Source organism: Actinoplanes sp. ATCC 53533 (genome assembly GCF_003947245.1).
On record NZ_QHHV01000039.1, the window covers coordinates 1 to 25,830 of the forward strand.

Annotated in this window: 25 protein-coding genes and 2 tRNA genes; 16 read left to right on the forward strand and 11 right to left on the reverse strand. The window is 71.6% G+C overall.

All coding sequences use genetic code 11. The features are described 5' to 3' along the window. From DMB66_RS14570 to DMB66_RS14590, 4 genes are all read right to left on the reverse strand, one after another. Positions 1-638, reverse strand: a 638-nt coding sequence (locus DMB66_RS14570; protein WP_125804616.1) for a hypothetical protein, incomplete at its 3' end; no start/stop codon positions are given. A gap of 128 nt (positions 639-766) precedes the next feature. Beyond that, the gene (locus tag DMB66_RS14575) at positions 767-1,225 is read right to left on the reverse strand and encodes a hypothetical protein (RefSeq protein WP_125804617.1); all 459 of its coding nucleotides are present in this window, start codon (positions 1,223-1,225) and stop codon (positions 767-769) included. 739 nt (positions 1,226-1,964) lie between these two features. Continuing rightward, complete coding sequence (locus tag DMB66_RS14585; protein ID WP_125804619.1) at positions 1,965-3,341, reverse strand: TldD/PmbA family protein; 1,377 nt, start codon at positions 3,339-3,341, stop codon at positions 1,965-1,967. Between the two features lie 43 nt (positions 3,342-3,384). Then, entirely contained in the window at positions 3,385-4,821 is a 1,437-nt protein-coding gene (locus DMB66_RS14590) for a TldD/PmbA family protein (RefSeq protein WP_370318432.1), read from the reverse strand. Positions 4,822-4,949: 128 nt separating this feature from the next. Here DMB66_RS14590 and DMB66_RS14595 point away from each other — a divergent pair, with 128 nt between their 5' ends. Beyond that, positions 4,950-6,500, forward strand: coding sequence for a GGDEF domain-containing protein (locus DMB66_RS14595; RefSeq protein ID WP_233624557.1), 1,551 nt, complete (start codon positions 4,950-4,952; stop codon positions 6,498-6,500). On the opposite strand, the gene DMB66_RS14600 is transcribed toward DMB66_RS14595, so the two are convergent. Both DMB66_RS14600 and DMB66_RS14605 read right to left on the reverse strand, forming a co-directional pair. Next, positions 6,497-7,054 (reverse strand): Uma2 family endonuclease, encoded by a 558-nt coding sequence (locus tag DMB66_RS14600; protein ID WP_125804622.1) that lies wholly within the window; start codon positions 7,052-7,054, stop codon positions 6,497-6,499. The genes DMB66_RS14595 and DMB66_RS14600 overlap by 4 nt on opposite strands. Before the next feature lie 37 nt (positions 7,055-7,091). After that, positions 7,092-7,610, reverse strand: a complete 519-nt coding sequence (locus tag DMB66_RS14605) for a Uma2 family endonuclease (protein ID WP_125804623.1) — start codon at positions 7,608-7,610, stop codon at positions 7,092-7,094. Between the two features lie 101 nt (positions 7,611-7,711). On the opposite strand from DMB66_RS14605, the gene DMB66_RS14610 reads away from it, so the two are divergent. Continuing rightward, a complete protein-coding gene (locus DMB66_RS14610) occupies positions 7,712-8,179 on the forward strand; it encodes a zinc ribbon domain-containing protein (RefSeq protein ID WP_199752346.1) in 468 nt (155 codons plus the stop codon). Here the strand turns inward: DMB66_RS14610 and DMB66_RS14615 are convergent. Beyond that, entirely contained in the window at positions 8,176-9,930 is a 1,755-nt protein-coding gene (locus DMB66_RS14615; protein WP_370318410.1) for a prolyl oligopeptidase family serine peptidase, read from the reverse strand. The genes DMB66_RS14610 and DMB66_RS14615 overlap by 4 nt on opposite strands. A 106-nt stretch (positions 9,931-10,036) precedes the next feature. Here DMB66_RS14615 and mshB point away from each other — a divergent pair, with 106 nt between their 5' ends. Genes mshB through DMB66_RS14640 form a run of 5 tightly spaced genes read left to right on the forward strand, consistent with a single transcriptional unit; the run spans position 10,037 to position 15,147 of the window. Beyond that, positions 10,037-10,885 (forward strand): N-acetyl-1-D-myo-inositol-2-amino-2-deoxy-alpha-D-glucopyranoside deacetylase, encoded by an 849-nt coding sequence (mshB, locus tag DMB66_RS14620; RefSeq protein ID WP_125804671.1) that lies wholly within the window; start codon positions 10,037-10,039, stop codon positions 10,883-10,885. After that, positions 10,882-11,331: a hypothetical protein gene (locus DMB66_RS14625; RefSeq protein WP_233624559.1), complete on the forward strand. Its 450-nt coding sequence runs from the start codon at positions 10,882-10,884 to the stop codon at positions 11,329-11,331. Before mshB ends, DMB66_RS14625 begins: the two co-directional genes overlap by 4 nt. Positions 11,332-11,383: 52 nt before the next feature. After that, positions 11,384-13,108: a VanW family protein gene (locus tag DMB66_RS14630; RefSeq protein WP_125804624.1), complete on the forward strand. Its 1,725-nt coding sequence runs from the start codon at positions 11,384-11,386 to the stop codon at positions 13,106-13,108. A gap of 19 nt (positions 13,109-13,127) precedes the next feature. Beyond that, on the forward strand, positions 13,128-13,592 hold the full coding sequence (locus DMB66_RS14635; protein WP_199752348.1) for a hypothetical protein: 465 nt from the start codon (positions 13,128-13,130) through the stop codon (positions 13,590-13,592). 40 nt (positions 13,593-13,632) lie between these two features. Beyond that, complete coding sequence (locus tag DMB66_RS14640) at positions 13,633-15,147, forward strand: diguanylate cyclase (RefSeq protein ID WP_125804625.1); 1,515 nt, start codon at positions 13,633-13,635, stop codon at positions 15,145-15,147. Here DMB66_RS14640 and DMB66_RS14645 read toward each other — a convergent pair. Continuing rightward, positions 15,101-16,117, reverse strand: coding sequence for a GNAT family N-acetyltransferase (locus tag DMB66_RS14645; protein ID WP_125804626.1), 1,017 nt, complete (start codon positions 16,115-16,117; stop codon positions 15,101-15,103). The two genes, DMB66_RS14640 and DMB66_RS14645, sit on opposite strands and share 47 nt — an antisense overlap. 82 nt (positions 16,118-16,199) lie before the next feature. Between DMB66_RS14645 and fdxA the strand changes: the two genes are divergently transcribed. The 6 genes from fdxA to DMB66_RS14670 all read left to right on the forward strand — a co-directional run bounded on the left by fdxA (position 16,200) and on the right by DMB66_RS14670 (position 21,632). Then, positions 16,200-16,526 (forward strand): ferredoxin, encoded by a 327-nt coding sequence (gene fdxA, locus DMB66_RS63715; RefSeq protein ID WP_125804627.1) that lies wholly within the window; start codon positions 16,200-16,202, stop codon positions 16,524-16,526. 2 nt (positions 16,527-16,528) lie between these two features. Next, the gene (gene dapC / locus DMB66_RS14655; protein ID WP_370318414.1) at positions 16,529-17,617 is read left to right on the forward strand and encodes a succinyldiaminopimelate transaminase; all 1,089 of its coding nucleotides are present in this window, start codon (positions 16,529-16,531) and stop codon (positions 17,615-17,617) included. 114 nt (positions 17,618-17,731) lie between these two features. Further along, complete coding sequence (locus tag DMB66_RS14660; protein WP_125804629.1) at positions 17,732-18,154, forward strand: hypothetical protein; 423 nt, start codon at positions 17,732-17,734, stop codon at positions 18,152-18,154. Then, positions 18,151-19,713 carry a hypothetical protein gene (locus DMB66_RS61165; protein ID WP_158647241.1) on the forward strand — a complete coding sequence of 521 codons (1,563 nt, stop codon included), beginning with the start codon at positions 18,151-18,153 and terminating at the stop codon, positions 19,711-19,713. Before DMB66_RS14660 ends, DMB66_RS61165 begins: the two co-directional genes overlap by 4 nt. Further along, positions 19,701-20,873 (forward strand): S8 family serine peptidase, encoded by a 1,173-nt coding sequence (locus tag DMB66_RS14665; protein WP_158647242.1) that lies wholly within the window; start codon positions 19,701-19,703, stop codon positions 20,871-20,873. Before DMB66_RS61165 ends, DMB66_RS14665 begins: the two co-directional genes overlap by 13 nt. A 111-nt stretch (positions 20,874-20,984) precedes the next feature. Beyond that, the gene (locus DMB66_RS14670; protein ID WP_125804631.1) at positions 20,985-21,632 is read left to right on the forward strand and encodes an SIMPL domain-containing protein; all 648 of its coding nucleotides are present in this window, start codon (positions 20,985-20,987) and stop codon (positions 21,630-21,632) included. 24 nt (positions 21,633-21,656) lie between these two features. On the opposite strand, the gene DMB66_RS14675 is transcribed toward DMB66_RS14670, so the two are convergent. Then, on the reverse strand, positions 21,657-22,511 hold the full coding sequence (locus DMB66_RS14675) for an aldo/keto reductase (RefSeq protein WP_125804632.1): 855 nt from the start codon (positions 22,509-22,511) through the stop codon (positions 21,657-21,659). 109 nt (positions 22,512-22,620) lie between these two features. Between DMB66_RS14675 and DMB66_RS14680 the strand changes: the two genes are divergently transcribed. Beyond that, a complete protein-coding gene (locus DMB66_RS14680) occupies positions 22,621-23,901 on the forward strand; it encodes a DUF4407 domain-containing protein (protein ID WP_125804633.1) in 1,281 nt (426 codons plus the stop codon). 154 nt (positions 23,902-24,055) lie between these two features. On the opposite strand, the gene DMB66_RS14685 is transcribed toward DMB66_RS14680, so the two are convergent. Beyond that, positions 24,056-24,772, reverse strand: coding sequence for a hypothetical protein (locus DMB66_RS14685; RefSeq protein ID WP_233624560.1), 717 nt, complete (start codon positions 24,770-24,772; stop codon positions 24,056-24,058). 400 nt (positions 24,773-25,172) lie between these two features. Continuing rightward, positions 25,173-25,367: a hypothetical protein gene (locus tag DMB66_RS65865; RefSeq protein WP_199752350.1), complete on the reverse strand. Its 195-nt coding sequence runs from the start codon at positions 25,365-25,367 to the stop codon at positions 25,173-25,175. 153 nt (positions 25,368-25,520) lie between these two features. On the opposite strand from DMB66_RS65865, the gene DMB66_RS14695 reads away from it, so the two are divergent. Together DMB66_RS14695 and DMB66_RS14700 are read left to right on the forward strand one after the other, a co-directional pair. Next, positions 25,521-25,593: transfer RNA gene (locus DMB66_RS14695), tRNA-Lys, on the forward strand. Between the two features lie 2 nt (positions 25,594-25,595). Next, a tRNA-Met gene (locus DMB66_RS14700) sits at positions 25,596-25,670 on the forward strand. Positions 25,671-25,830: the final 160 nt, after the last annotated feature.

Sequence of the window (25,830 nt, forward strand, 5' to 3'; positions counted from 1 at the left end):
TTCAACCGCCCGCCGACGATGTGCCGGCAGGAGTGACAGGACAACGTGTACAGCCACAGCATCACGACGTTGCCGACCAGGATGACGTTGCCCAGCCCGAAGCCGAACTCCTCGCCGGACCGGAACGCGATGACGGCGTCCCAGGTGTTGATCAACGAGATGATGCCGGCGGCGTAGAACGCGTACCGGTGCAGGTTCTGGAAGATCAGCGGGAACCGCGTCTCACCGGTGTACTTCTCGTGCGCGTCGGGCACGGCACAGGCCGGCGGCGACAGCCAGAAGGCGCGGTAGTACGCCTTGCGGTAGTAGTAACAGGTGAGGCGGAAGAGCAGCAGGAACGGCAGCGTGAGCGCCGCCTCCGGGACAAGCCAGAAGCTCGGCAGTGGAGTGCCGAACAAGGCCGACGCCGGCTCGCACCGGTCGGTGAGACACGGCGAGTAGAACGGGGTCAGATAGTGGTGCTCCTCCACGAAGTACCACTTGTGCATGAACACGCGGACGGTCGCGTAGATGACCCACGCGGACAACCCCACAAAGGTGATCAGCGGTGGAAACCACCACCGGTCCGTACGCAACGTCCTGGCCGCGATCGAGGCGCGTGAGCGCCCCGGATCCGGCTTCGTTGCCGTCGTCGTCATTGACTCTCCCTGACGGTGACCTGCAGCTGCCGGCGGGCGCGCCTGTTTGGGGTGTGCGTCCGCAATGTGTGGCACACGTTACAACGAAGGTCAGCTTCCTGCCCTAGTAAGGGAAGGCTTACCACGCGCTACAGGTCCGGCGCGGCAAGCCGGCGGATCGGACCGGCGCAGGCGGGGGGAGACCACCGGGCCAGCTGGTCGGCGAGCGAGACCCCCTCGCGGGGCGCGGGAGCGACGAAAAAGGCCGTGGTACGGGACTTGGTCTGCGCATCAAGAGCCTCGGCGAACGAGGTACGCGCATCAAGCAACTCCCGCCAGCCGTCGGACACCCGCTGCTCATCCAATCGGCCGACGTAGATGCGGCTGGCGGCGTTCTCATCTCGCACGGCGACGGCCCGGGCCTGCGGACTGGTGGTGGCGCCGGGCGGGACGAGCCGGTTGAGCCGGCCCTCGAGCTCAAGGCAGGCGCTGTCCCGCAACCGCCGATCCGCACGGGCATCGGCCGCATCATCCCGGAAGCCGGAAACGGCCCGCAGAACGGCGAGCCCACCGGCACAGAGCGCGATGACGACAATGGCGGCAGCCACCGCGACCCCGGCGACGAGCCGCCGCCGCTTGCGCCGCTTCCCCGCGTCGGCTCCTGCCCCGGCACCCGCACCTGACCCGGCGCCTGCGTCGGGACTCGCACCTGACCCGGCGCCCGCGTCGGGACTCGCACCCGCATCGGGATCTGTGCTTGCGTCCGGATCGGCACCCGCGCCGGGATCCGCATCCGTGGCCTCGGAAGCAGTCCTGGATCTGGGTTCGCCGCTGGTGCCGGGTGCGGGGCTCGATCCGGGCGTGGTGCTTGATCCGGGCCTAGGGATCGACCCGGTTGTGGTTCCCGACCAGGGCGTGGCGTCCGGGTCGGATGGGGTGTAGGAAGCGGAGCCCTCGCCGGGATCGGATCGCAGGGCATCGCGCCCGGCACCGGGCTGGAAACTCGGGTCGGGGACGGACGCGGAGCCGGCACCGGCCGGCGGGCCGGTGGTCGGCTCGTCCGCCGGGTCGGGCACCGCTCGACCGCCATCGGACTCCTGGTCACGTGGCCCGTCACTCCTCGATCCAGCGCTCACTGGCCCAGTGAAACACGCCGGTCAATGCCCCGCCCGCCGACGACGCTCACGGCGTCACGGGCCGACCGCCCATCCTCGGCCCGTAGGAGAAGATCTTGCGCCGCTATGGCCTGTGGGCGCTCGCGAGAAGCACCACGCATCCAGCAGACGGAAACCGCCCCCGGCCCCGCAGCCGGCGGCGACGCTCGTGACTCCTCAGCCGGAGGCCCGCTCAGCCGGAGGCGTTGCCGGTGAAGTTCCAGGACTTCAGGTGCAGGGCTGGGGCCGCGTAGCGGACTCCCGACCAGCGGTCTGGCAGCGCGATCGCCTCCGCGCCCACCCCCAGCACCGCGCCCGGCCCCAGGGCCTGCGGGTAGGACTGGGTGAAGCGCATGTTGCCCACCGCCGCCGTCACCTCGCCGTCCTCGACCAGCCAGACGCCGTTGCGGGTCAGGCCCGTGATGACCAGGCTCTTCTGGTCGAGCACCCGGGTGTACCAGAAGTCGGTGATCAGCAGGCCCCGGCGCACGCGGCTGACCAGGGCGCGGGCCGACGCCGCCGTCGGGCCCTCGCCGGTTTCCGGGGTGCTGTTGCCGGTCGGGTCCGGGGCCAGGCACAGGTTGGCGGCGATCGGGCCCCATGAGCGCGATGCGGCGCCGGCGTGGCCGGTGGACATCGCGCCCACCTCGGCGGCCGAGGTGCGGTCGTGGCTGACCGCGACGGTCGTGCCGTCTCCGACCAGGGGCAGGGTGCCGCGCGGGGTGCCCTCCAGGTCGAACGGCAGGGTCGCGCCCAGCGGCTCGTCGGTGATGGTCACGGCCTGGTCGAACTGCTGGGCGCCCAGCTCCGCGAACGACTGGTGCTGGGCGAACGCCTTGCCGTTGAAGCCGAAGCTCGCCAGATTGTCGAGGATGTCGGCGACCGCGGTGGGCTCCAGCACGACCTCGTAGTGGCCCGGTGGCAGCTCGATCGGGCGGCCACCGGCGCGGGCCTTCGCGGCCGCGCGGGTGCCCAGGGCGGCGCCGTCCAGCTCGGCCAGGCGGCCGGCGGCCCGCCGGGCCACGCCGTCCGCGCCGTCGAGGCGGGCGATGCCGTCCATCGCGGCCTCGGCGGCCCGGCCCTCGACGGCCTGGCCGGCTGTGTTTGCGAAGCCGCCCGAGGAATACGTCGTGCGGCAGAAGCCGGCCGTCTCCAGACCGCCGGCCGCCCGGACGAAGTCGCGGACGCGTTCGGCGCGCTCGCGCGGGCCGGCTGCGGCGGTCGCCTCGTCGAAGGCGGGGGCCGAGCGCAGCGGGGTGGGCGGGGTGAGGCCGGGCCAGGCCTGGTCGGGCGGGGAGAGCCGGGAGGCCGCGATCGTGCGCTCGACCAGGGACTGCAGGCCGGCCGCGTCGGTCACGGTGGTGGAGCCGCCGGCCGTCCGCCCGTCGACGTGCAGCCGCAGGCGCACGGTCGTGGTGGCGTCGGCGACGTTCTGGTGGATCGCCGAGTTGGCGAAGCGGGTCAGCGCCTCGGCGGAGTGGGCGGCGAGGACCTCGGCCTCGGCACCCGGGCCGGTCAGGCGCCGGGTCAGCTCGATGACCCGGGCCGCGAGATCGAGCTCGGCGCTCATGCCCATCCTCCGCTTCGCTGGTCGGGAACCTGCTCGTGACTGCTCAACCCCGCACCCCCACGCGAACTCCGGTGAACCGGGCCGGCGCGGCCGGGTGGCCCGTGTGCCCGATCTGACCAGGCTGGCCCTTGCCGCAATTCGGCGTGCCCCAGGCGACTGTCTCGGAGGACAGCATGTCCATCGACTGCCAGAACTTCGGGCCGATCCCGGTATATGTCGGGTTGCGCAGCATCCGCCCGCGCTTGCCGTTCTTGACCTCGTAGCCGATTTCGCAGCCGAACTGGAAGTTGAGCCGGCGGTCGTCGATCGACCAGGACCGGTTGATATCCATCAGCACGCCGTCGTCGGTGGCCGCGATGATCTCGTCCAGGGTGTGCGGGCCCGGCTCCAGGCCGACGTTGGTCATCCGGACCATCGGCAGCCGCGCCCAGCCGTCGGAGCGGACGCTGCCGGCATAGTCGAGCCCGGCCATCGCGGCCGAGTCGCGGCCGGCCAGCACGCCCACCCAGCGGCCGTTGCGCACCGCGTCGCGCTTGACCGCGGGCGAGCCCTCGTCGTCGTAGCCGAAGCTGCCCAGCGCACCCGGGATCGTCGGGTCGATGGTGATGTTCATCAGGTCGGAGCCGTATCGCAGGGTGCCGAGCTGGTCCAGGTCGAGCCAGGAGGTGCCGGCGAAGGCGGCCTCCCAGCCGAGGATGCGGTCGAGCTCGATGGCGTGCCCGACCGACTCGTGGATCTGCAGGGCGAGCTGCTCGCCGCCGAGGATCAGCGTGGTCTCGCCGGACGGGCAGAGCGGGGCGGTCAGCAGCGCCCGCGCCTCGTCGGCCATCCGGGCGGCGTTGTCGGTCAGGGCCAGCTCGTCGACCAGCTCCCAGCCGCGGGTGCCATACTGCCCGCGGTGGGATGGCCAGGAGCGGCGCTGAATCTCGCCGTCACCGTACGCGCTCGCGGTGATGCCCGCGCCGCACTCGCGGATGTGCTGGTCGATGCGGTGGCCGTCGCTGGAGGCGAACCACTTGCGGGTGTCCCAGATCTGGTAGATGCCCTCGGCCAGGTCGGCGCCCGCCGCTCGGGCCGCCGCGGTGGCGGCGACCAGCAGGTCACCCTTGACCGACAGCGGCACCGACAGCGGATCGATCTCGCATTGGCTGGCCCAGCTCGCCCTGCCGGCGCCGGTCGGGACGAGGTCGATCGCCGGGCCCGGCACCATGGCGCTCGCGGCGGCGATCTCGGCGGCCCGCCGGCCGGCCGCACGGGCGGCGGCGTCGGAGAGGTCGGGCACGGCGTAGAAGCCCCAGCTGGAGCCGACCAGCGCGCGCACTCCGATGCCCGCGCTCTCGTCGGAACTGAGGTCTTCGACCTCGCCGTCCCGGGCGCTCATCGTCTCGGTGCGGCGCACCATCACCCGTGCGTCCGCATATCGGGCCCCGGCGTCCAGGGCGGCCTGGACCGCCGTGCCCGCCTCGTCGAAGTGATCCACGCTCATGTCCGAGACCCTAGGCGACCCCACCGACATTCTCTGCCCGGCCCGGTCGGCTGCCGCCGCCATAGACCTCACATCCAGGCGGGTCCCGCCGACCATAGGGCCATGGGAAACGGGGAATGCCGATGAACCGCCTGCCGGTGCCGGTGTCGCCGTACGGTCCATTCGCGAGCCTGGCGCTGCACGTGCACGACCTGACCATCCGGGGTCACCACACGGAGACCTTGCTCGCCGCCGACGCGGCGGAAGCGATCACGCTGATCCTCGGCGACCACCGCACCCACCGGGTGAGCCGGCTGGGCCGGATGTACGCCCTCAGCGCCCTCGGCCGGCTCGACGAGGCCCTGAGCATCGCCGAGGAGCTGGCCGCCGACCGGGCCGTGCTGGGCGGTCCCCGGACCACCGATGCCAAGATCATGGCGGACAGTGCCGAGGTGCTGATCCACCTGGGCCGCATCGACGACGGCCTGCACTACGTGGCCCGGGCGATGGCCCTGCTGGACGTGGCTCCGCGCACGGGCATCCGCTACTTCTCCGCGATGGCCTCGCTGGGCGAGGCGGCCCGCTCCGCCGAGCTGTTCGAGCTGGCCGACGACGCCATGCGGCTGGCGCTGGCGTCGTTCGAGTCACCCGACGAGCTGTACCGCTCGTCGGCGGAGCTGCAGCACGCCGAGATGTGGCTGGAGTGGGCGCTGCGGCTGGAGCAGGTCGACCGCGTCGAGGAAGCGGCGGTCCTGATCGACAAGAGCGTGGCGCTGCTGGAGTACTGGGTCGTCCGGGGCATCGACTCACCGGTCGGGATGGCCCTGCTGGCGGTCGGCTACGCCAAGAGCGGCCGGACCGACGAGGCCTTCGCACTGGTCGACAACCTGCTGCTGGACATGCGGGCGGCCGGCCAGCAGCACGAGGCCCGGCTGCTGCACCTCGCCCACGGCGTCGCCCTGCGTGCCACGGGCGAGCTGCGCGCGGCGCGCCGCGAGTTCCGGGCCGCGGCGGAACTCGCGGTGCTGACCTCCCAGCGGCTGCTGCTGCGGTACGAGCTGGCGATCACCGCGGTGGCGGAGTTCCCGGGCGAGGCCACGTGGACGATGCTCGAGTCGCTGCGTACCCATGTCCAGGCGCTGTGGCAGCTGCGGATGGACCGGCGCACGATGCTGCGGCAAGCCTACCGCCGGGTGGAGTTGGAGGCCGCGCGGACGACGGCTGACCTGGCCGCCAGCTCGGACGCGCTGACCGGGCTGGGCAACCGCCGGATGTTCGACCGCCGGATCGACACGGTCGCGGACGGCGGCTCCCTGCTGCTGATCGACGTGGACCGCTTCAAGGACATCAACGACCGCTTCTCGCACGGCGTCGGCGACCGGGTGCTGGGCGAGATCGCGGCGGTGCTGCGCTCGCACTGCCGGCACGACGAGGTCGCGATCCGCTTCGGCGGGGACGAGTTCGCGATGTTCCTGACCACCGGCGAGGACGAGGCCCGGCAGATCGCCGAGCGGATCCGCCGGGTGATCCTGGCCCGGGACTGGAGCACGATCGCGCCGGGCCTGACGGTGACGCTGAGCATGGGCCTGGCTGCCTGCCAGAGCGGCGAACGGGGCCGCGACCTCTATGACCGCGCGGACGCCCGCCTCTACACCGCCAAAAGAGCCGGCCGAAACCAGCTGGCCGCAGCCTAAGGATGGCGAGGCAGGAGGTCCTCGGGCGCGATGGCCGCCACCACCGGCTCGGTGATGAGCAACACCTCGCCGGGTTTGGTCACGGAACGTTCCAGGTAGTGGCCGCCGGCGAGGTCGTAGAGATGGAGCGCCTGCGTCTCCTGCTCGACCAGCAGATACCAGGGGATTCCCGCAGCCGCGTAGTAGTGCATCTTGAGCACCTTGTCGGTCGACGCGTTGGACGGCGAGACGATCTCGCAAACCAGCAGGACGTCCTCGGCGTTGATCACTGGGAGATCGAGGTCGATGTCGGTCGTGATGACAAGGTCGGGGATCGGGATGCGGCCGGGCTGCAGCCGCACGTTGACCGCTTCCAGCACCCTCAGGCCCGCATTCGAGGCACCCGGGTCGAGCAGGTTGGCCAGCCGGCGGGAAATAGTCTGGTGCCGGGGGGTCGGCGCGGGGGTCACGTACAAGCTCCCGTCGAATAGTTCGACGCGCTCGGAGGTCTCGCCGAGCGCGAAGAACTCCTCCTCTGTCATCGGCGATCCCCGGCCGAAGATGGCGGACGTCATGGCCCGAGTTTCCCACATCGAGCCATGATCAGGCTGGTCAGAGATCCAGGCCGGTGACCCGGACGAGCTGCATCACCGACTGCTCGACGTAGCCCTGCGCCGACAGCATGTTGCTGTGCAGCAGGCCGCGCTCCGGCTCCGCCACCAGGTAACAGGGGATTCGCGCCTGGGCGTACGCGTGCATCTTCAGCGTCCAGTCCACCGTCGCGCTCGCCGGGGACGTGATCTCGCAGACCAGCCGGACCGACTGCGCCTCCACCAGCGGCTGGTCCAGGTCGATCGCGCCCGCGATGATCAGGTCCGGGACCGCGATCCGGCCCGGGCCCAGGCGCACCGGCACGCCGGAGATCACGGTCAGGTCCGTGCGGTTCGCCCGCAGCGCGTTCGCCAGGGCGTTCAGGATGAGCTGGTGCCGCGGCGTGTCCCTGGGGCATGTCAGCACGCCTCCGTCCCACAGCTCCGTGCGCGCCGACGTCTCGCCGAACTGGAGATAGTCGGACTCGGTCGTCGCCAGGGCTTCCATGGGCAGGCTGCGGCCGATCAGGGCTGACGTCATCAGATGCCTTTCGTGGAAACCCCGGCTTCAGCCGTGGGGAAGAAAACGGAAATTCCTGCCGAGCAGGTCAGAGATATAAAGCCGATCCGCCGTCAACGTGGATGGGTGTCACCCACGACGCCCGCCAGTGGGCCGCCCGCGTGGTCGCCGGCCACCACCTGATCGCGGTGGAGGACTTCAAGCCGAGGTTCCTGGCCAAGTCGTCCCGGATGGCCCGTAAGGCGGCCGACGCCGCCATCGGGGCGGGTAAACGTGAATTGATCTACCGGGGTGTGCGGGCGGGCCGGAAGGTGGTGTTGGTGCCGCCCGCCTACACCACGATGACCTGCTCCGGGTGCGGAACGAGAGCCAAGGAACGCCTCGGGTTGGGTATCAGGATCTTCGAGTGCGCGGCCTGCGGTTACACCGCTGATCGGGACCTCAACGCCGCGAGGACGATCCTCGCCACGGCAGAGCGTGTCCGTGCCAGTGCTGACGACGTCAGACATGCGATCGCCTCCTTCCGGGACGGTGGATCGGATGCGGTCCGAGCTGGAAATCCCCCGGACTCATCCGTGGGGAAGCGTTAAGCACACTCCCGGACGTATGCGAGTTCTGCGGACAGGTCCCCGTGTGGGGAGATCAGGAGCGCCGCCGGCGGGGTGACGCTGTGGTGTTCGTAGATGTCGGAGTTGTCGGCGCGGCTGCCCAGGTAGCGCTCGGCGGCCGCGGGCGGCAGCTCGGTCCAGTCGGTGACCGGGTCGCGGGCGACGCCGCAGCGGAACAGCTCCGGGCGACGGGTCAGGGCCAGCGCCGCGAGCCAGCCCCCGAGGCCGGTGCCGCGGACGGCGACCCGGTCCAGGTCCAGGTCGGGGTGTTTGCCGGTGAGGGCGTGCAGCGCGTCGATCTGGTCGGTCAGCGCCACGTCGGCCAGCCTGCGGTAGACCACCTTGGAGAAGCTGGGCGTCACTCCGGGCGTACCCCTGGTGTCGACGCTGACCACGACGAAGCCGGCGTCGGCCCACCATTGCCGGTCCTGCCAGGCGGCCGGGTCGGCCACCACCTGCTGGTGGCCCGGTCCCGCGCCCAGTTCCAGCAGCACCGGCAGCCGGGTGCCGGTGACGTGGCCGGACGGATACAGCACGGCCGCCGGCAGCCGGCGGTCGGTGACCCGCTCCAGGATCGGCTTCGGTTGGAACGGCAGCGGCGCCGCCAGCGAGGGCAGGGTCAGCACGCCGGCCGCGCCGCGGGAGACCGTCAGGTCGAGGATCAGCACGTCGCCGCCGACCGTGGCGGTGTGCCAGCCCGGCGCGGCGGTGAGCCGGCGGGCGCTCGTGCCGCCCCCGCCCAGGGCCGTGCGCACCGCGAAGACGTGCTGCTCGGACGGTTCGCCGTCGGTGCCCTCGACGATCAGCTCCGGGCCGCCGGACTGGCGCGGCAGCACTCCCGCGACCCGGCGCACGTAGAGACCGGGCGGGGTGATCAGGCTGCCGTCGGCGAACAGGCAGCGGGCGTCGAAGCCGTCGTGGGCCAGCTCGCCGCCGACCAGGATGCGGCCGTCCGGCAGCTGCCGGGGAGTCCCGGGTACGGGCTCCACCCAGCGCGCGTCCGCCAACTCGGCGTGCACCTGGGTCTCCCCGGTACGCGGGTCCACCGAGAGCACCAGGCCGTGCTGCTGGGTCCGGCGCAGCACGGTGATCAGGGCGTTGCCCGTGCCCCGCCAGCGCACGTCGACCAGGTACGGGTACGTCTCGCGGTCCCAGTGCACGTCGACCCAGCCGCCGTACAGGTCGAGCAGGTGCAGGCTCGACGACGTGCCGGCGCCGCGTACGGCCAGGATCTGGGTCCCGTCCGGGGCCCACCACCAGCCGCGGTCCCGGCCGAACTCGGCTGCCACCGGCTCGGCCACACCCCACGACACGCCGCTGCCCGGCTCCCCGGCCAGCAGCTGATCGTCACCGGCAGTGACGACCCGCAGGCAGCCGTCGGCGGTGACATAGCCGATGTGCCGGCCCGTAGGATCCGGCCGGGGAGCCAGCACCGGCGCGGCCGTGGCGATCGGTCCCACCGCCGAGGAACACAGCTGCCCCTCGTGCGCCCAGGCCAGGACGTCGAGCGACGCGGAGCCGGCGTAGGAGTCCACCGGCCCCGGCGTGATCTCGGTGAGGGCGGCGGTGGCCACGTTGAGCACCCACAACGCCGGTGCGGGGTCGCGCGGCCCGGCCGAGCGCAGGAAGGCGACCCGCGCGCCGTCGTCACCGACCGTCAAGGCGTGCGGGGCGCCGAAGCGGAACCGGCCGGTGCGGTTCGCGAGCTCGGGATACTCCACGCCGAACAGCATCGCTGATCACCCGCCCCTTCCGCCCGGCAAACCGCACACGCGGAGCCGGACGGCGCTCGCGCGTAGAGTGGCGCGCGTGACGAATGCCCTGCCCGCACGCCGCCTCATGCTCGTGCACGCCCACCCCGACGACGAGGTCACCGGCACCGGCGCCACCATGGCCCGGTATGCCGCCGAGGGTGCCTCGGTGACCCTGGTGACCTGCACCTTGGGGGAGGAGGGCGAGATCCACGTGCCCGCGCTGGCCCAGCTCGAGGCGCGCCAGGCCGATCAGCTCGGCGGCTGGCGGATCGTCGAGCTGGAGCGGGCCTGCGCCGCGCTCGGCGTCACCGACCACCGCTTTCTCGGCGGGGCGGGCCGCTACCGCGACTCGGGGATGATGGGACTGGAGACCAATGACCACCCCCGGGCGTTCTGGCGGGCCGACCTCGAGGAGGCGGCCCGGCAGTGCCTGGAGATCATGCGGGAGGTACGCCCGCAGGTGCTCATCACGTACGACGAGAACGGCTTCTACGGCCATCCGGACCACATCCAGGCCCACCGGGTCGCGATGCGCGCGGCGGAACTGGCCGACGCCGAGGGCTTCGGGCCGGAGAAGATCTACTGGACCGCCATGCCGCTGAGCGTTCTCGAAGGTGGCATGGCGGCGTTCAAGGGCATGGACGACAACCCCTTCGCCGACGTGGAGAACGTCGAGGACCTGCCGTTCGGTCACCCGGACGACGAGATCGCCGCCCGGATCGACGGCACGGACTTCTACGAGCGGAAGGAGGCCGCGATGCGGGCGCACGCCACCCAGATCCCGGACAACTCCTGGCTGTACGGCATCGCCGGCGACTTCGGCGGGGAGTTCATGGGCGTCGAATACTTCACCCTGGTCAAGGGCGAGCGTGGCGAGGTGAACGGCCCGCACAAGTGGGAGGACGACCTGTTCAGCAACGTGGCGGGGCGATGACGCTGGAGGCGCCCCCGGTCGCCGCGCCGGTCGAAGAGCCGCCACCGGGGCCGCCCAGCCGCGCGCTGGAGCTCGCGGTGCGCACCGCCGGCGCGCTCATCGCCGTGCTGGCCGCGGTGCTCACCGCTTTCCTGGAGATATTCCTGTCCCCGCTGCGGATCGGCGGCGTGCCGATCGGCGTCGCGGTGCCGGCGGCGGTGGTGGCCAACGTGGCGATCTCCTGGTTCGCCGTGACCACGGTGGGCCGGCGCTGGGCGCTGGCGCCGCCCTGGGCGGTGTGGACGCTGATCATGTTCTTCGCGGCGGGGCTCCGGACCACCGAGGGCGACTACCTGATCAGCGGCGACGACTGGGTCGCGCTGGTGACGATCCTGGTGGGCAGCCTGACCTTCGCCGGGTACACGTACCGGATGATCTTGAAATCGCCGGCTGTCACAAAGCGGTGACGAACGCTCGTGGCGTTGGCCGGTGCGGAGCCCTGGCCTGCACACTTGCGCCGTGTTCGCCTCTGAGACCCGGGCCGGCCAGGCCGCCGCGCCGGTGATCCCGCCGCCCGCCGACGGACCGGTCAACCGCAAGCGTGCCGTCGCGGTCGGCACGGTGGCCGCCGTCTTGATCGCCGGGGCGGGCGCGGTCGCCTGGGCGTACATCGGAGACGTTCCCCGCGGCACCAAGATCCTCGGCGTCGATCTCGGCGGCCGGTCCCGCAGCGACGCCGAGCGAAGGCTGACCGACGCGGTGGGCCCGCGCACCGGCGACCCGGTGGCCGTCGACCTCGCCGGGGAGCGGTTCTCGATCGAGGCCGCCGACATCGCGCTGCGGCTCGACGTCGGCCGCAGCATCGGCAAGGCGATCAAGGGCAGCCCGAGGCTGGCCGGGGAGCGCACGGTCCTGCCGGTGATCGAGCTGGACGAGGCGAAGCTGGAGCGGACGCTGCGGGGCCGCCTCGATCCGAGGAAGATCACGCTGAAGCGGCCCGGCATCGCCTACACCGGGCTGACGCCGCGGCCCACCTATCCGGCCGCCGGGCAGGGACTGGACGTGGCCGCCGCCGCGACCACGGTCCGGCAGGCCTGGCTGGTCGGCGGCGTCGCCACGATCGGTCTTGTCACCAAGCCGCCGGAGACCACCCGGGAGCAGGTCGACGCGCTGGTGGCGGACCTGGCCACCCCGGCCGTCGCGGCGCCGGTCACCGTGACCGTGGGGGACGAATCGCTGGTCCTGACCCCGAAGGCGATCGCTCGAGGACTGGTCTTCCGCTCCGACGACGACGGGCTGCTGACCCCCGCGATCGACGGCGACAAGCTGCACGCCGCCGCGGCCGAGGAGTTCGCCGCGGTGGAGGAGGAGCCGGAACAGGCGACGATCACCCTCGCCGACGGCAGGCCGAAGATCGTGGCCGACAGCCCGGGCGACATGGTCGATCTCGCCAAGCTCGGGCCGGCCCTGCTGGCCGTGCTGGGCAACCCCGCGCCCCGCTCGGTCGAGGCGGTGCTCTCCGCGCGGGAGGCGGCGACCACCGAGGCCGACCTGGCCAAGCTCGGGGTCAAGGAGAAGGTGTCGACGTTCACCACGTACTTCACCGGCGGCAAGAGCTCGCCGCGCAGCCAGAACATCATGACCGTGGCCCGGGCCGTCGACGGCGCGGTGGTGCCGCCGGGCGCGACGTTCTCGCTGAACAAGCACACCGGAGATCGTGACTACGCGGCCGGCTATCAGGACGCGCCGGTCATCGTCGGCGGCAAGCTCGAACCGGGCGTCGGCGGCGGGGCCTCGCAGTTCACCACGACGCTGTTCAACGCCGCGTACTACGCGGGGCTCCAGGACGTCGAGCACAAGCCGCACTCGTTCTACTTCTCCCGCTATCCGGCGGTGATCGAGTCGACGATCTTCTACCCGACGCTCGATCTGAAGTTCAAGAACACCACGCCGTACGGGGTCCTGATCGACACCTCGTACACCGGCAGGTCGGTGACGGTCGCGCTGTGGAGCACCAAGGTCTACGACAGCGTGCGGACCATACGCAGCCCTCGCCGCGGCATCACCTCGCCGCCGACGGTGTATCGCGAGCCCGGCCCGAAGTGCATCGCCAGCAGCGGACTCCCAGGTTTCACCCAGGACGCATGGCGCGTCATCCGCAAGGATGGCAAGGAGATCGAGCGCGAGAAGTTCACCTGGCGCTACGATCCCGAGCCTAGATTCATCTGCGGCGCGAAGCCGTAGTACGTCCGGGGAGGACGCAATGAGGCAGCGCTGGGTGTCGATCGCTCTGTTGGCCGCGGGTCTGTTCGCCATCAACGTGATCGCACGGCTGGTGATCCGCATCGGTTTCAACGACAACGAAACGGCCCAGAACAGGGTCTCCATCGTCATGTTCGCCGTGATCGGCGTCGTGCTGGCGATCATCACCTTCGTCCGGGCCCAGCGGGTCCCCCCGAGCAGCTGGCTGCCGGAGCTGGGGGCCGCGGCGATCGGCGGCATGCTGCTGACCATCCTGGTCGGCCCGTTCGTCAGCGGCGACGGGCCGTTCTCCGGCGGCGCCGGAAACTTCTTCTCCCAGGTGTGGCTCTACGGCGGCTTCGCCATCGTGGGCACGCTGCTCGGCTACTGGATCGCCACCATGCTGGGCCGCGACTACCGCTCCAAGTCGCTGGCGGCCTTCGCCCGGGCCAAGACGAGCAAGCCGCGCCGGGTGGTCCGTCGCTGACTCCCTCATCTTGAGGCTCCGGCCGTCGATGAGAGTGGGCATGCGAGAGCACAGGAACCCGGCATTCCGGTCCTGGCTGTGGTACGCCGGGCTCGGCGGCGTGGCCCTGGTGGGCTACGTCGTGCTGGCGCACGCCGCGGTGCCGGCGATCGTGCCGGTGCTCTGGTACACGGCGATCAGCGCGTCCGGCGCCGTCGCGCTGGTGCTCGGCGCCCGCCTGCACCGCCCCGCGCGCCGCCTGCCGTGGTATCTGCTGGCCGGCGGCCAGGCCCTGTACGCGGCCGCGGACTTCTGCTTCTACCTGATGCGGTCGGTCTACGGCATCGACCAGTACCCGTCCTACGACGACCTGCTGTACCTGGCGTCGTACCCGATGCTCGCCGCCGGCGTGGTCGCGTTCGTCCGGGCGCGCACCCCGTCGTGGGACCTGCCCGCCCTGCTCGACTCGCTGATCGTGACGATCGTGGCGGCGCTGCTGCTGTGGGTGTACGTGATCAGCGAGGTCGCCGGGGCGGCCGGGGACACCATGCTCGCCCGGTCGGTGTCGGTCGCCTACCCCTCGATGGACCTGCTGCTGATCACCGTGGCGCTGCGCCTGTCCATGGGACCGGGGGCCCGCAGCGTCTCGTTCCGGCTGCTCCTCGGCGCGATCTTCACCATGTTCGCGGCCGACGTCGGCTACGGCTACCTCGAGCTGAACGACGCCTACGTGCCCGGTGGGATCCTCGAAGTGCTGTGGCTGCTGGTCGTGCTCGGCCTCGGCGCGGCGGCCCTGCACCCCTCGATGGCCGCCATGACCGAGCCGTCGCCGGTGGCCGGGCCGCAGCTGAGCCCGGCCCGCCTGACGCTGCTCACCTCCGCGTCCTTCACCGCCCCGATCCTGCTGCTCGTGCAGCACCTGAGCGGCTCGGAGGAGAACGTCGTCGCCGGGGCGATCGCCTGCATGCTGTTGTTCTCGCTGACCCTGGCGCGGATGGCCGTCCTCACCTTCGCGCACCGCCGGATGGCCGACACCGACGTGCTGACCGGGCTGCGCAACCGCCGGTCCTTCACCGAGGCCCTCGCCGCCTACGGCGGTCCAGACGCCGCGAAGCGTCCCGGGCTGAGCCTGCTGCTGCTCGACATCGATCACTTCAAGCGGATCAACGACACGTACGGCCACGACGGCGGCGACCGGGTGCTGGCCACCGTCGCCGCGCTGCTGCGTGGCTGCGTACGGGACGGGGACATCGTGGCCCGCTACGGCGGTGAGGAATTCGCCGTCCTGGCGCCGGGGCTGTCCGCAGCCGAGCTGGAGGGATTCGCCGACCGGGTCAGGCAGACCGTCGCCGCCATGCCTATCCCGGTCGCGGCGGGGGCCACGGCGACGGTGACGGTCTCCGTCGGCGGCGTCCGCCGGGAGGATGCGGCCGAGGCGCCGGGCGCCGTGCTCTCCCATGCGGACCGGCGGCTCTATGCTGCGAAGAATGCGGGCCGTAATCGCGCGGTCACGACCGACGCCGAGCCCTTCACGCCGCCGGCGGCGCGCTCGCTGCTGCCCGTGCGACCGGGTTGACCGGCAACGGCCCCTCGCGGGTCAGGTAGGTGTGATGCGTGCTGAAGCCCAGACTCCGGTAGAGCGCGACGGCGGCGGTGTTGCGCTCCTCCACCTGCAGATAGGCGCGGACCGCGCCGCGCTGGATCGCCCACTGGGCCACCGCCCGCAGCACGTGCCGGCCCAGGCCGCGCCGGCGGGCGGCGGGGTCGGTCTGCAGCAGCGAGACGCCGAGCCAGCGGCCCGGCGCGGGGCCGGTCACCGCCCCGCGGGCGACCGCGAGCAGGTTGCCGTCCTCATCCTGCACGGAGGCGAAGACCACATCCGGTACGGCGGTGAGAATGTGCCTTGCGGCGGCGGGCAGATCGCCCTTGTGTGCCGAGACCATGGTCAGCCAGGCGTCTGTGGGGGAGTCGGCGAGCTCGACCGGCGGCAGGTCCCGCCGGGCCGCGATGTCGGTGACCAGCGACTGCACCGCGCCGGTCTGCACGAGCGTCAACGGCCGCGCGGTCCAGCCGCGGGCGTCGAGGGCGGCGTTGACCGGGGCGGCCAGCGGCATCGGCGTGTTGATCAGGGCCTGCTGGCCCTTGGCCGCATACCACTGCTCGACGGCGTCGATGGCGGCATCGAGCGTGCGGTCCGGGTCGCCGACCGCGAGCGCCGCGTTGGCCCGGCCGGTCCAGTTTTCCGCCGCGCGCAGGATCCAGCCGCCGAGGCGGGCCTGGGTCGGTGCCGGCCAGGCGTCGTTCGCCGCCAGCTCGAGGGCGATCACGTCGGCCGCGGGGGGACGGCGGGCGGCCGGCACCCGCTTGGCGCGGTGCACCTCCCGCAGCGGTACGCGCAGCGGGCCCTTGGCCGTGAGGAGAGTGAGCTCCGTCTCGGTCAGCTCGACGAGCTCGCCCAGCGCGTCCGTGAAAATTGGGCGATCCTGAGAAACGCCTACAATTCGGCGAACGACAACCCGGTGTCCCACATCCTGCCGTCGGAGCACGTGCCACCTCCTCCCGGCGAGATACTAGGCTCTGCCCGTATCGCTGCGGTGTCCCGCGGCGTGGCTCTGGAAGGGAAAGACCGTGACCTACATCATCGCTGAGCCCTGCGTCGATGTGCTCGACAAGGCATGCATCGAAGAATGCCCGGTTGACTGCATCTACGAGGGCAACCGGATGCTCTACATCCACCCCGATGAGTGTGTCGACTGCGGAGCCTGTGAGCCGGTCTGCCCGGTGGAGGCCATCTTCTACGAGGATGACGTCCCGGAGCAGTGGAAGGATTACACCAACGCGAACTACGAGTTCTTCGAGGACCTCGGTTCGCCCGGCGGCGCCTCCAAGGTCGGCAAGATCGACAAAGACACCCCGTTCGTGACGGCGCAGCCGCCGCGCGGGGACGCGCACTGACCGTGCTGTCAGCCTCGCTGCCCGATTTCCCCTGGGACCTGCTGCAGCCCGCCAAGCGGGTCGCGGCGGCGCACCCGGACGGCATCGTGGACCTGTCGATCGGCACCCCGGTCGACCCGGTCCCGGCGCTGATTCAGGCGGCGCTGGCCGAGGCCACCGACGCGCCCGGCTATCCGCTCACGGCCGGCACCCCCGCGTTGCGTGCCGCGATCTCCGGCTGGCTGGCGCGTAACTGCGACGCGTCCGGCACCCTCGGCGTGCTGCCGACCATCGGCTCCAAGGAGCTGGTGGCCTGGCTGCCGACGCTGCTGGGGGTCGGGCGCGGTGACGTCGTGGTGATCCCGCAGGTCTGCTACCCGACGTACGAGGTCGGGGTGCGGCTGGCCGGCGCCGAGGTGGTCCGGTCCGACTCGCTGCTCGCGCTGGGCCCCGATCCGCGGGTCAAGCTCGTCTGGATCAACTCGCCGTCGAATCCGACCGGCCGCGTGCTCCCGGTCGATCACCTGCGCAAGGTGGTCGACTGGGCGCGCGAGCGCGGGGCGATCGTGGTCAGCGACGAGTGCTACCTGACGCTGGGCTGGGACGAGACGCCGGTGTCGGTGCTCTCGGACGCGGTCTGCGGCGGCGATTACACCGGCGTCATCTCCGTGCACTCGCTGTCCAAGCGGTCCAACCTGGCGGGCTACCGGGCCGGCTTCCTCGGCGGCGACCCGGCGCTCATCGCCGAGCTGCTGGCGGTCCGCAAGCACGCCGGCATGATCGTGCCCGCCCCGGTGCAGGCGGCGATGGTGGCCGCGCTCGGCGACGAGTCGCACGTGACGGCCCAGCGGGTGCTATACGCGGCCCGTCGGGAGGCGCTGCGGGAAGCACTGGGAAAGGCCGGGTTCGCCATCGAGCACTCGGCCGCCGGGCTCTACCTCTGGTCGACCCGCGACGAGGACTGCTGGACGACAGTGGACTGGCTCGCCCAGCGCGGCATCCTGGCGGCGCCCGGCGCGTTCTACGGCCCGGCCGCGGCCCGGCACGTCCGGATCGCCCTGACCGCCACCGACGAACGCGTAGCCGCGGCGGTCACCCGCCTCACCGCCTGATCGCCCACTGACCGCCTCCCACCTGCGAAGATCGACAATCCGCGGGGTCCCCGGACATCGCTCGGGGTCGCTACGCTCGGTGCGTTGTGACGACGCGGCTACGGGGAGGCTGTCGTGGGCGATCCCGGCATCAATGTGGAAACGGGCGGGCTGACCAGGTTCGCCGCCGACGTCCGCGCGGACGTCGACTACGTCACCGAGCCGGCCGTGGGCCGAGCCACCATGCCGCTCAGCAGCGTGCCGTTCGGGGCGCAGAACGCGAGCGGCGCCGTCCACGCCGCCAAGCAGCGGTACGCCCGCAGCCTGAACGCGTCGACGCGAAACCTCAGCAACTTCCTGGCCGCCGCCCGGCTGCTCGCCGCCGCGGCGGAGAAGGTGGCCGCCGAGTTCGACGCCAGCGACGCCCGCTCGGCCGACGGCACCAGGCGGGTCGAGCAGGCCCTGTGGGCAGCCGCCGAGGAGGCACGCCTCGCCCGGCTCGCCGCCGAACAGGCCGCCGCCGGCCCGCGGCGCCCGGGCAGGGCGGTGGGGATGTGAGCGAGCCGGTGCTGACCAGCAGCTGGTGCACGGCCTGGGGGTCGTACAACACGCCCCGGCTGTGGGCGATGGTCAAGGACGAGGACGACCCGGAGGCCTGGCGCCAGGTCGCCGCCTGGGGCGCGATCTCGGGCGCCGTGAAAGACCAGCGGTCCCTGCTGCTCAAGGCCCGCGAGGCGCTGGTGGCCGCGTGGCCGCCGGAACAGAACAAATCGTCGGAGGCCTTCGTCCGTGAGGTCGACGAGCTGATCGGCCGGATGGACGCGGCCCGGTCGGAGGCCGACGACACGTCGACCGGGCTGGCGAACATCCTCGAGGCGCTGCGCCAGGCGAAGAACAACATCCGGCCGCTCTGGGAGCAGTACAAGGACAAGAGCGACGACCTGATCCCGGCGTGGTGGGACAACGCCGAGGACGAGCTGGACCAGCAGGCCCGGGCCCACATGCTCACGGCCGAGCAGATCGTGCAGGACAACGTCGCCCGGCTGCGCATCCCCGATCCGTACGCCCTGCAACCGGCGGACCCGCACTTCCAGCCGGCGCCCCTGGCGGACGGCGGCGGCCCGGGCAGCGGGTTGCCGGATGCCGCGGGCGGGGGCGACTCGGCCGGTGGACGCGCCGGCAGCGGGGTGACCGTGCCGGTGCCGCACGATCCGGTCCCGCCGCTGCCCGGCCGGGAGCCGACCGTCCCTTCCGGAGCTGATGCCGGTGGCGGCGGATCGACCGGCGGCGGATCGACCAGTGGCGGTGGCGGTGCCGGGGTGGGCGGCGGTCCCGGTCTTGCCGGGATCATCAACCCGCCGGTGGTCACTCCGCCCCCGGTCACCTCACCGCCCGGTGGAGGCGCGTTTCCTCCCGGTGCGTTTCCTCCCGGTGCGTTTCCTCCTGGTGCGTTTCCTCCTGGTGCGTTTCCTCCCGATGGCGGCGTGCCGGGCATCGTGCCTTCGATAGTCGGTCCTGGTCCTGGTCCTGGTCTTGGTGCTGGCGGTTCTGGTGCTGGCGGTTCTGGTGCCGGTGGCACGGGACCGGGCGGGATGGGTGGGTCACGGCGGGGTGGCTCCGGCGGGTCGGGCGGCACCGGCGCGGATGGAGCCGAGCCCCGGCCGCGCGGCGCCGGCACCGGTGGTGGCACCGGCGCCGGCGGTGGTGGTGGCGGCGGAACGGGCGGTCTCGGTGCCGGCGGTTTCGGCGGGGTGGGCCGGGGCGCGCGATCGGGTGCCAGCCGGGAGGCTACGGGTCGCGCACGTGGTGGCACGTTCCGGGACGGCGTTGTCGGCGGCAGTGCTGTCCAGGGCGCCGCGGGTCGTGGCGCCGAACTGGTCCGGCCACCCCGGCCGTCCTGGCTGCCGGACGAGCCCGTCGGTGCGGCTCGCACGGCGGGCACGCTGGGTATGCCGGGTGGCGCGCGTGGCGGTCGTCGCCTGGGTGCCGGCGAGCAGCGGCCGTTGGGCCCGGGCAACCCGTGGGAGGTCGCGACGGGAGTGGATCCGGTGATCGAGCCCGGTCAGGGCGCCGCCCGGCACGACCCGGGCCCGAATGTCATCGGGTGGCACGAGTGACCCTGCCCGGCCATATTCCGGCGCTGCGGGGGATTCTCGCCGTTCTCGCCGTTCTCGCTGTCGTGTTCGGATCCGCCGCACCCGCGCGGGCCGACGATGTCCGGGACAGTCAGTGGTTTCTGGCGCCGCTCAAGGTCGCCCAGGCTCAGCGGATCAGCAAGGGCGCCGGCGTCATCGTCGCGGTGCTCGACACCGGGGTGGACGCCCGCCACCAGGATCTCGGCGGGGCCGTTTTGGCCGGCCGCCAGGTCGTGCGGAACGAGCCGGCCGGCAACCTCGACACCGTTGGGCACGGCACCGGGATGGCCGGCATCATCGCCGGTCGTGGGCACGGCGCCGGCCGGGGCGTGCTGGGCATCGCCCCGCAGGCGAAGATCATGCCGATCACGCCGGCGGACGACACGTTCTTCGTCGGGCAGGGCATTCGCTGGGCCGCCGGGCACGGCGCCAAGGTGATTGTGCTGGCGTTCGGGATCGACGACGGGGAGGGCCTGCGGGCGGCGGTCAGCGAGGCGGCCGCGGCCGATGTGGTCCTGGTCGGCACCTCCGGCAACAGCGGCGACAAGGGCAACGAGGTGGAGTTCCCGGGCGCGTACCCGCAGGTGCTCACCGTCGGCGCGGTGGACCGCCGGAACAAGGTGGCGGCGTTCTCCAACCATGGGCCGCACGTGGACCTGGTGGCTCCCGGCGTCGACATCCCGGCGCCCGCCCCCGGCGACAAATACGTGACCGGCACCGGGACCAGCGGCGCCGCCGGGATCGTCGCCGGTGCGGCGGCGCTGATCCGCGCGAAGTATCCCGATCTGCCGGCCGCCGAGGTCGTGCGGCGGCTCACCGGCACCGCGACCGATCGCGGCGACAAGGGCCGCGACGACTACTACGGCGCCGGTCAGCTCAACCTGCTGGCCGCGCTGACGGCTCCGGGGACCGATCCACCGGTCCCGGGCGCTGAGCCAATCCGCAGCGGAAGACAGAACGCCACCCCGGATATTGAGCCAACCCGCGGCGGAAAGCAGAATGCGGCTGCGGGTGCTGAGCCGCCCGATGAGGACGGTGGCATTCCACCGATCGTCCTCGTGGCCGCCGGTTCGATGGTGCTGCTGGGCGCCGGTGTGGCCGCGGCCGTCCTGCTCGCCCGGTCACGCCGCGCCGGCGGCTGAGCGACTCGTCGCAACCGTTCCCGCAACGAGGCCCGCCGGCTTCACCTCTTCGCACCCGCCTGGCGGGCTGTGCCGGGTGCGACGGGCGGGTGCACCCGCTAGCGTCTGGGCATGGCCGAGCAACCGATGATCGTCGTCCGCGGTGCCGCGACCCGGGAGGTGCCGCCCGAGCTGGCGGTCTTCTCGGTGACCGTGTCCTCCCGCGACAAGGACAGGCAGACCGCGCTGACCCGGCTGACCGAGCGGGCCGCCGCGCTGCGTACCCATCTCGACGATTTTCCCGATGCGATCGAGCGGCGCGAGACCACCGGCGTGCAGGTGCACCCGGAGCTCAAGCGGGGAGGCGAGCGGATCGCCGCCTACGCCGGCAGCGTCACGACCACGGTGACGGTCACCGACTTCTCGGTGCTCGGTGAGCTGCTGTTGCGCCTGGCCAACCAGGATCAGACCACGGTCGCCGGGCCCTGGTGGCAGTTGCGGCCGGGCAGCCGGGCGGGCGCGGACGTGCGGCGGGCGGCCATCACTGACGCGCTTTCCCGGGCCCGGGAGTACGCCGAGGCCGTAGGCGCGCAGGTGGACCGGCTGGTCGAGATCGCCGACGAGGGCACCGACGGCGGCGTGCAGCCGATGATGCGGATGATGAAGTTCGAAGCCGCGCCGGAGGAGGACCTCGCGCTCGAGGTCGACCCCCAGCAGCAGACCGTGCAGGCCTCGGTCCTCGTCCGCGTGACGATCACCGAGCCCACGGCCCTCAAGTAGCGGAGCTCAAGGAGCAGAGCCGGGTCAGTTCTTCGGCACCCAGTTCATCGTGTCGGGGTTGGCGCCGGTGCGCCCCCGTTCGCCCCGGTCCAGCGCGGTGATGGTGCCCATCGCGCCGCCGTCGAGCTCGAAGTCGAAGATCTCGAAGTTCTCCCGTACCCGGTCGGTGGTGTTGGATTTCGGGAAGATGATGTCGCCGCGCTGAATGTGCCAGCGCAGCACCACCTGGGCCGGGGTCCGGCCGACCTGGCGGGCGATCTCCACGATCGCCGGGTCGCCGAGCACCGCGCCCTGCGCGATCGGCGAGTATGCCTCGTTCGCGATCTCGTTCTCGGTGTTGTAGGCGCGCAGGTCCTCGTTGGGTAGGTACGGGTGGATCTCGATCTGGTTCACCGCCGGCCGGACCGTGGTCTCGGCGCGCAGCCGGCCCAGGTGATGCTGGGTGAAGTTGGAGACGCCGATGGAACGGGCTCGCCCGTCGCGGTAGAACTCCTCGAGCGTGCGCCAGGTCTGGCTGAAGTCGCCGTCGTAGCGACCCGGCAGCGGCCAGTGGATCAGGAAGAGGTCCACGTAGTCGCTGCCCAGGGCCTTGAGCGTGGCGTCGAACTCGCGCCGCGCGTCGTCCGGCAGGTGCGCGCCGTTGTTCAGCTTGCTGGTCAGAAAGAACTCGTCCCGGCCCAGGCCCGACGCGGCGACGGCCGCGCCGACGCCGTGCTCGTTGCCGTACATCTGGGCGGTGTCGATGTGCCGGTAGCCGATTTCGATCGCGGTCTCGACCGCCGCCTGGGTCTCGGCCGGCGGCACCTGGAAGACGCCGAAGCCGAGCTGGGGAATGGTACGGCCGTCGTTCAGAGTGATGTCTGGTACAGCGGAAGCCATGCTGCTCCTCGTGATTGTCCGAATTCCGTGTGCTCAGGCTTACCCATGGGTCCGGTGCGATCCACCCGTTTCCCGGCGCGGGCCGCTGTGATGGGCGAGACTCGGCTGCATGCGTCGTCGCTTGCTGCTCCGGATCGCCAACGTGAACCCGGACAGCGTGACGACCCACTCCGACCGGGTGCTGTACAGCTCGATCGGCGTCTTCATCCTGCTGTACTTCGCCTACGCGACCGTGGGCGGCGCCGCCTTCGTCGACGCCAGCGCGAACTACACCCATCCCTGGTGGCAGTGGCTGGTCGGGCCGCTGGTCGCGACCGGGGTGGTGGCGTACGACCGGGCGGTGGTCGGCCGGGTGGCGATCAACTACGAGCGCCTGGACTCGCCCGACCCCAAGGATCTGCTGCGCCGCCCCACCTTCGGCCTGTACGCGGGCCGGATCACGCTGGCCCTGCTGTTCGCCGTGATCATCACCGAGCCGCTGATGCTGGCGCGGTACCAGGGCGAGATCGACAACCGGCTCAACGACGTGCACAACCAGCAGATCAGCGTGGTCGAGGTGAGCGGGGCGATCGCCGCGTACGATGCCCGGCTGCAGGTGCTGAAGAAGCAGACGGCGGCCGAGGACCAGGCCGTGCGGGCGCTGAACACCCGGGCCGCGGAGAAGCGCCGCGACGCCCGCAAGCTCTACCAACAGGCCATCGCGGACTCGGCGGGCGACGGTGTCTCGCGCAAGGCGGGCTGCCCGGACGGCGGCTACTGCGACACCCTGGTCAAGCGTTCCCGAGGGCTGGACGATCAGGCCGCCCGGCTGGACGCGCAGGCCGCGCGCCTGCAGGACACCCAGAAGGCCGCCCGGACCGCGCGCGCCGTCGAATCGGCGGACCTCACGGACAAGATCGCCGAGCAGCGTACGGCCAACGCGGAGGCGATCCGGGCGGACGCCGGCTTCGGTGCCCGCACCAAGGCCATGTGGCATCTGGTGACCAGTGACTTCTGGGGCATCGGCGCCTTCTACCTGGGCATCGCCCTGCTGCTCGTCGCCCTCGACTGCGCGGCGGTCGGGCTCAAGTTCGTCTCGCACGGCAACGCGTACGAGCGCGAGGAAGCCCGCCAGGCGCGCGGCCACGAGCACGAGGCGGCGATCGGCTACGAGCAGGGCCTCAAGGACATGCGCCGGTATGCGGAGGCGACCTCCCGGGTGATGGCCGAGGGCATCGGCAAGGCCTCCCTGGACCAGCAGCTCAACGACGTGGCGATCGAGCGCGCCCGCGCCCATCTCTTCGACACGGTCACCGGAAGCTCGCTGCCGCCCCTGCCCCCGGTGCCGTTGATCGAGCGGCACCCGGCCGCGACGCGCACGCTGCGCAACGTTGACCGGCTGCGCGCGTAAAAGTCGCGAATCGGCGCTAGGATTTCACTCCGGCGTACCGCCAGCCCACGCTCTGTTACCGGCGGTGCGCCGACCGGGCCCTGGCCCGGGTGGTCATCAGGTGCGGCGGAGGCGGCGGTTCACCGTCGCCGCCGCCGTGACCCCGCAGCCCCGGTCAGCTGATCCCCGCCACCCCGTTCACCAGCACAGGCACGGTGAAGACCGCGCCCGCGCAGGCCGGGCCGGAGGTCCCGGCCATCGCCAGCCCGTTCGGCACGGTGAAGGCCCCCACTCTGTTGCGGTCCACGTCCCAGCGCACTTCGACCGACGGTGACCTGACCACCACGCCGTGATCCACGCAGCCGTTCTCCCGGTGCTCGTCGTCGGCCACGATGTTGCCCGCGCCCGGTGACACCGAGGTGATCCTGATCGGGAAGTTGTTGTCGTTGGTCACCGTCACCGTCAGGTCGCCGGTACTGCCCGGGGTGAGCGGTTTGTTCAGATTCGACCGGCCGCGCAGGTTCATCTCGACGACGGCGCCGGCATGCTCCCGGCCGGTCTCCGAGCCGGTGATGTGCCAGTAGGCCCAGACCGCGCCGGCATTGACGAGCACGGCGGCCACGGCGGCCGCGGTGAGAATCGACCGGGTGCGCGCGTTCAGCCGACCCGGGAAACGACGCCGCGGAGCGACGACGGTCACATCTCCGGTGGGTTCCTCGATGGCTGGGTCGTCGGGGAGGGCCGGGTTGTCGCCCAGCCGCAGCGGAATGACCTTTTCCTCGTCGTCGAAGCCTTTCGGCGTCCCGGGGTGGCCGCTGGGCGCGGTGCCGCCCGCCGGGCCCCCGTCGCGCTGGCTGAGCATGTCGCGCCTGGTCAGCCCGTCGCGGTTCACGGATTCACCTGGGCGGCGCCGAACCTGTGAAGAGTGGCTGTCGGAGCGCCGGCAAACCGTCTGCTGAGCTTGCGCATTCGGAGCATCCTCCTGCGATGGTGCGAGGGGCGAATCGGTGCGGGTGTGTGCGGTTACCACGTTCCCGGAAAAGCGGTCGCGGCGTGATCGGTGATCCGTCCGCCGTTCCCGGCGCATAAATCGGGCAGGAGAGTCTGTCCGGCTTAACCCGCAGGGGGTACGCGGAAACGCGAAACAACCCGGGAGCGGGACTCACGTCCGGAGCGGCGGACGTGCCACTCAGGAAGGACACCCGACAGCACCGGAATCCCGACATATCAAACCGGCGACCGTCACTGAGGCCTTCCGAGCAACGCCCGTCGGCGTCCGGTGGCCAGTCTTGTCAGGTGGTGCGGCCGTGCTCGATGTGCAGGATCACGAGGGCGGCTGCGGTGATCCGGCCGATGGCCCAGGGACTGAGGCTGGCGTCGCGCGGGGCTTTGCTCGCCGCCGAGCTAAATGCGTTGAGCGTTTCGGCGGTGGTCTTTACTGTGAGAAGCACACCGCACGAAGCGTCCGGCCGAAGGGGGTTCGACATGTTCCGCACCATGGATGGTGACCGGATGAAGCGCCCCGGGACGGGCTGGCAACGCCGCTGACATATCGGTCAGTGTGCCGCCCATCCCGGCCGGGGAGGGCGGTTTTTTCTTGCCCTCGAAAGGCCGCAGGAAAGCAGAACGCAGTAAGACGAGTGCCGCTAGCTCAACAGGTAGAGCATCCGCCTCTTAAGCGGAGGGTTCGGGGTTCGATTCCCCGGCGGCGCACGCGCAGGGTGGAGCAGCTCGGAGTGCTCGCAGGTTTCATAGGCCTGAGGTCGTGGGTTCAAATCCCACCCCTGCAACCGCAGGCGGAGCGTTGGCTGCTCATTCGCCCCTCATAAGGGCGACCGGCCCGGTTCGACACCGGGGCCTGCGACTTTCTCGTTTGATGTCGGCCATCCCGTCGCCCGGCGATGGTGGCCGACCCGGCGGCGCCGGCCCGGGGCGCATCCAGGGAGTCAC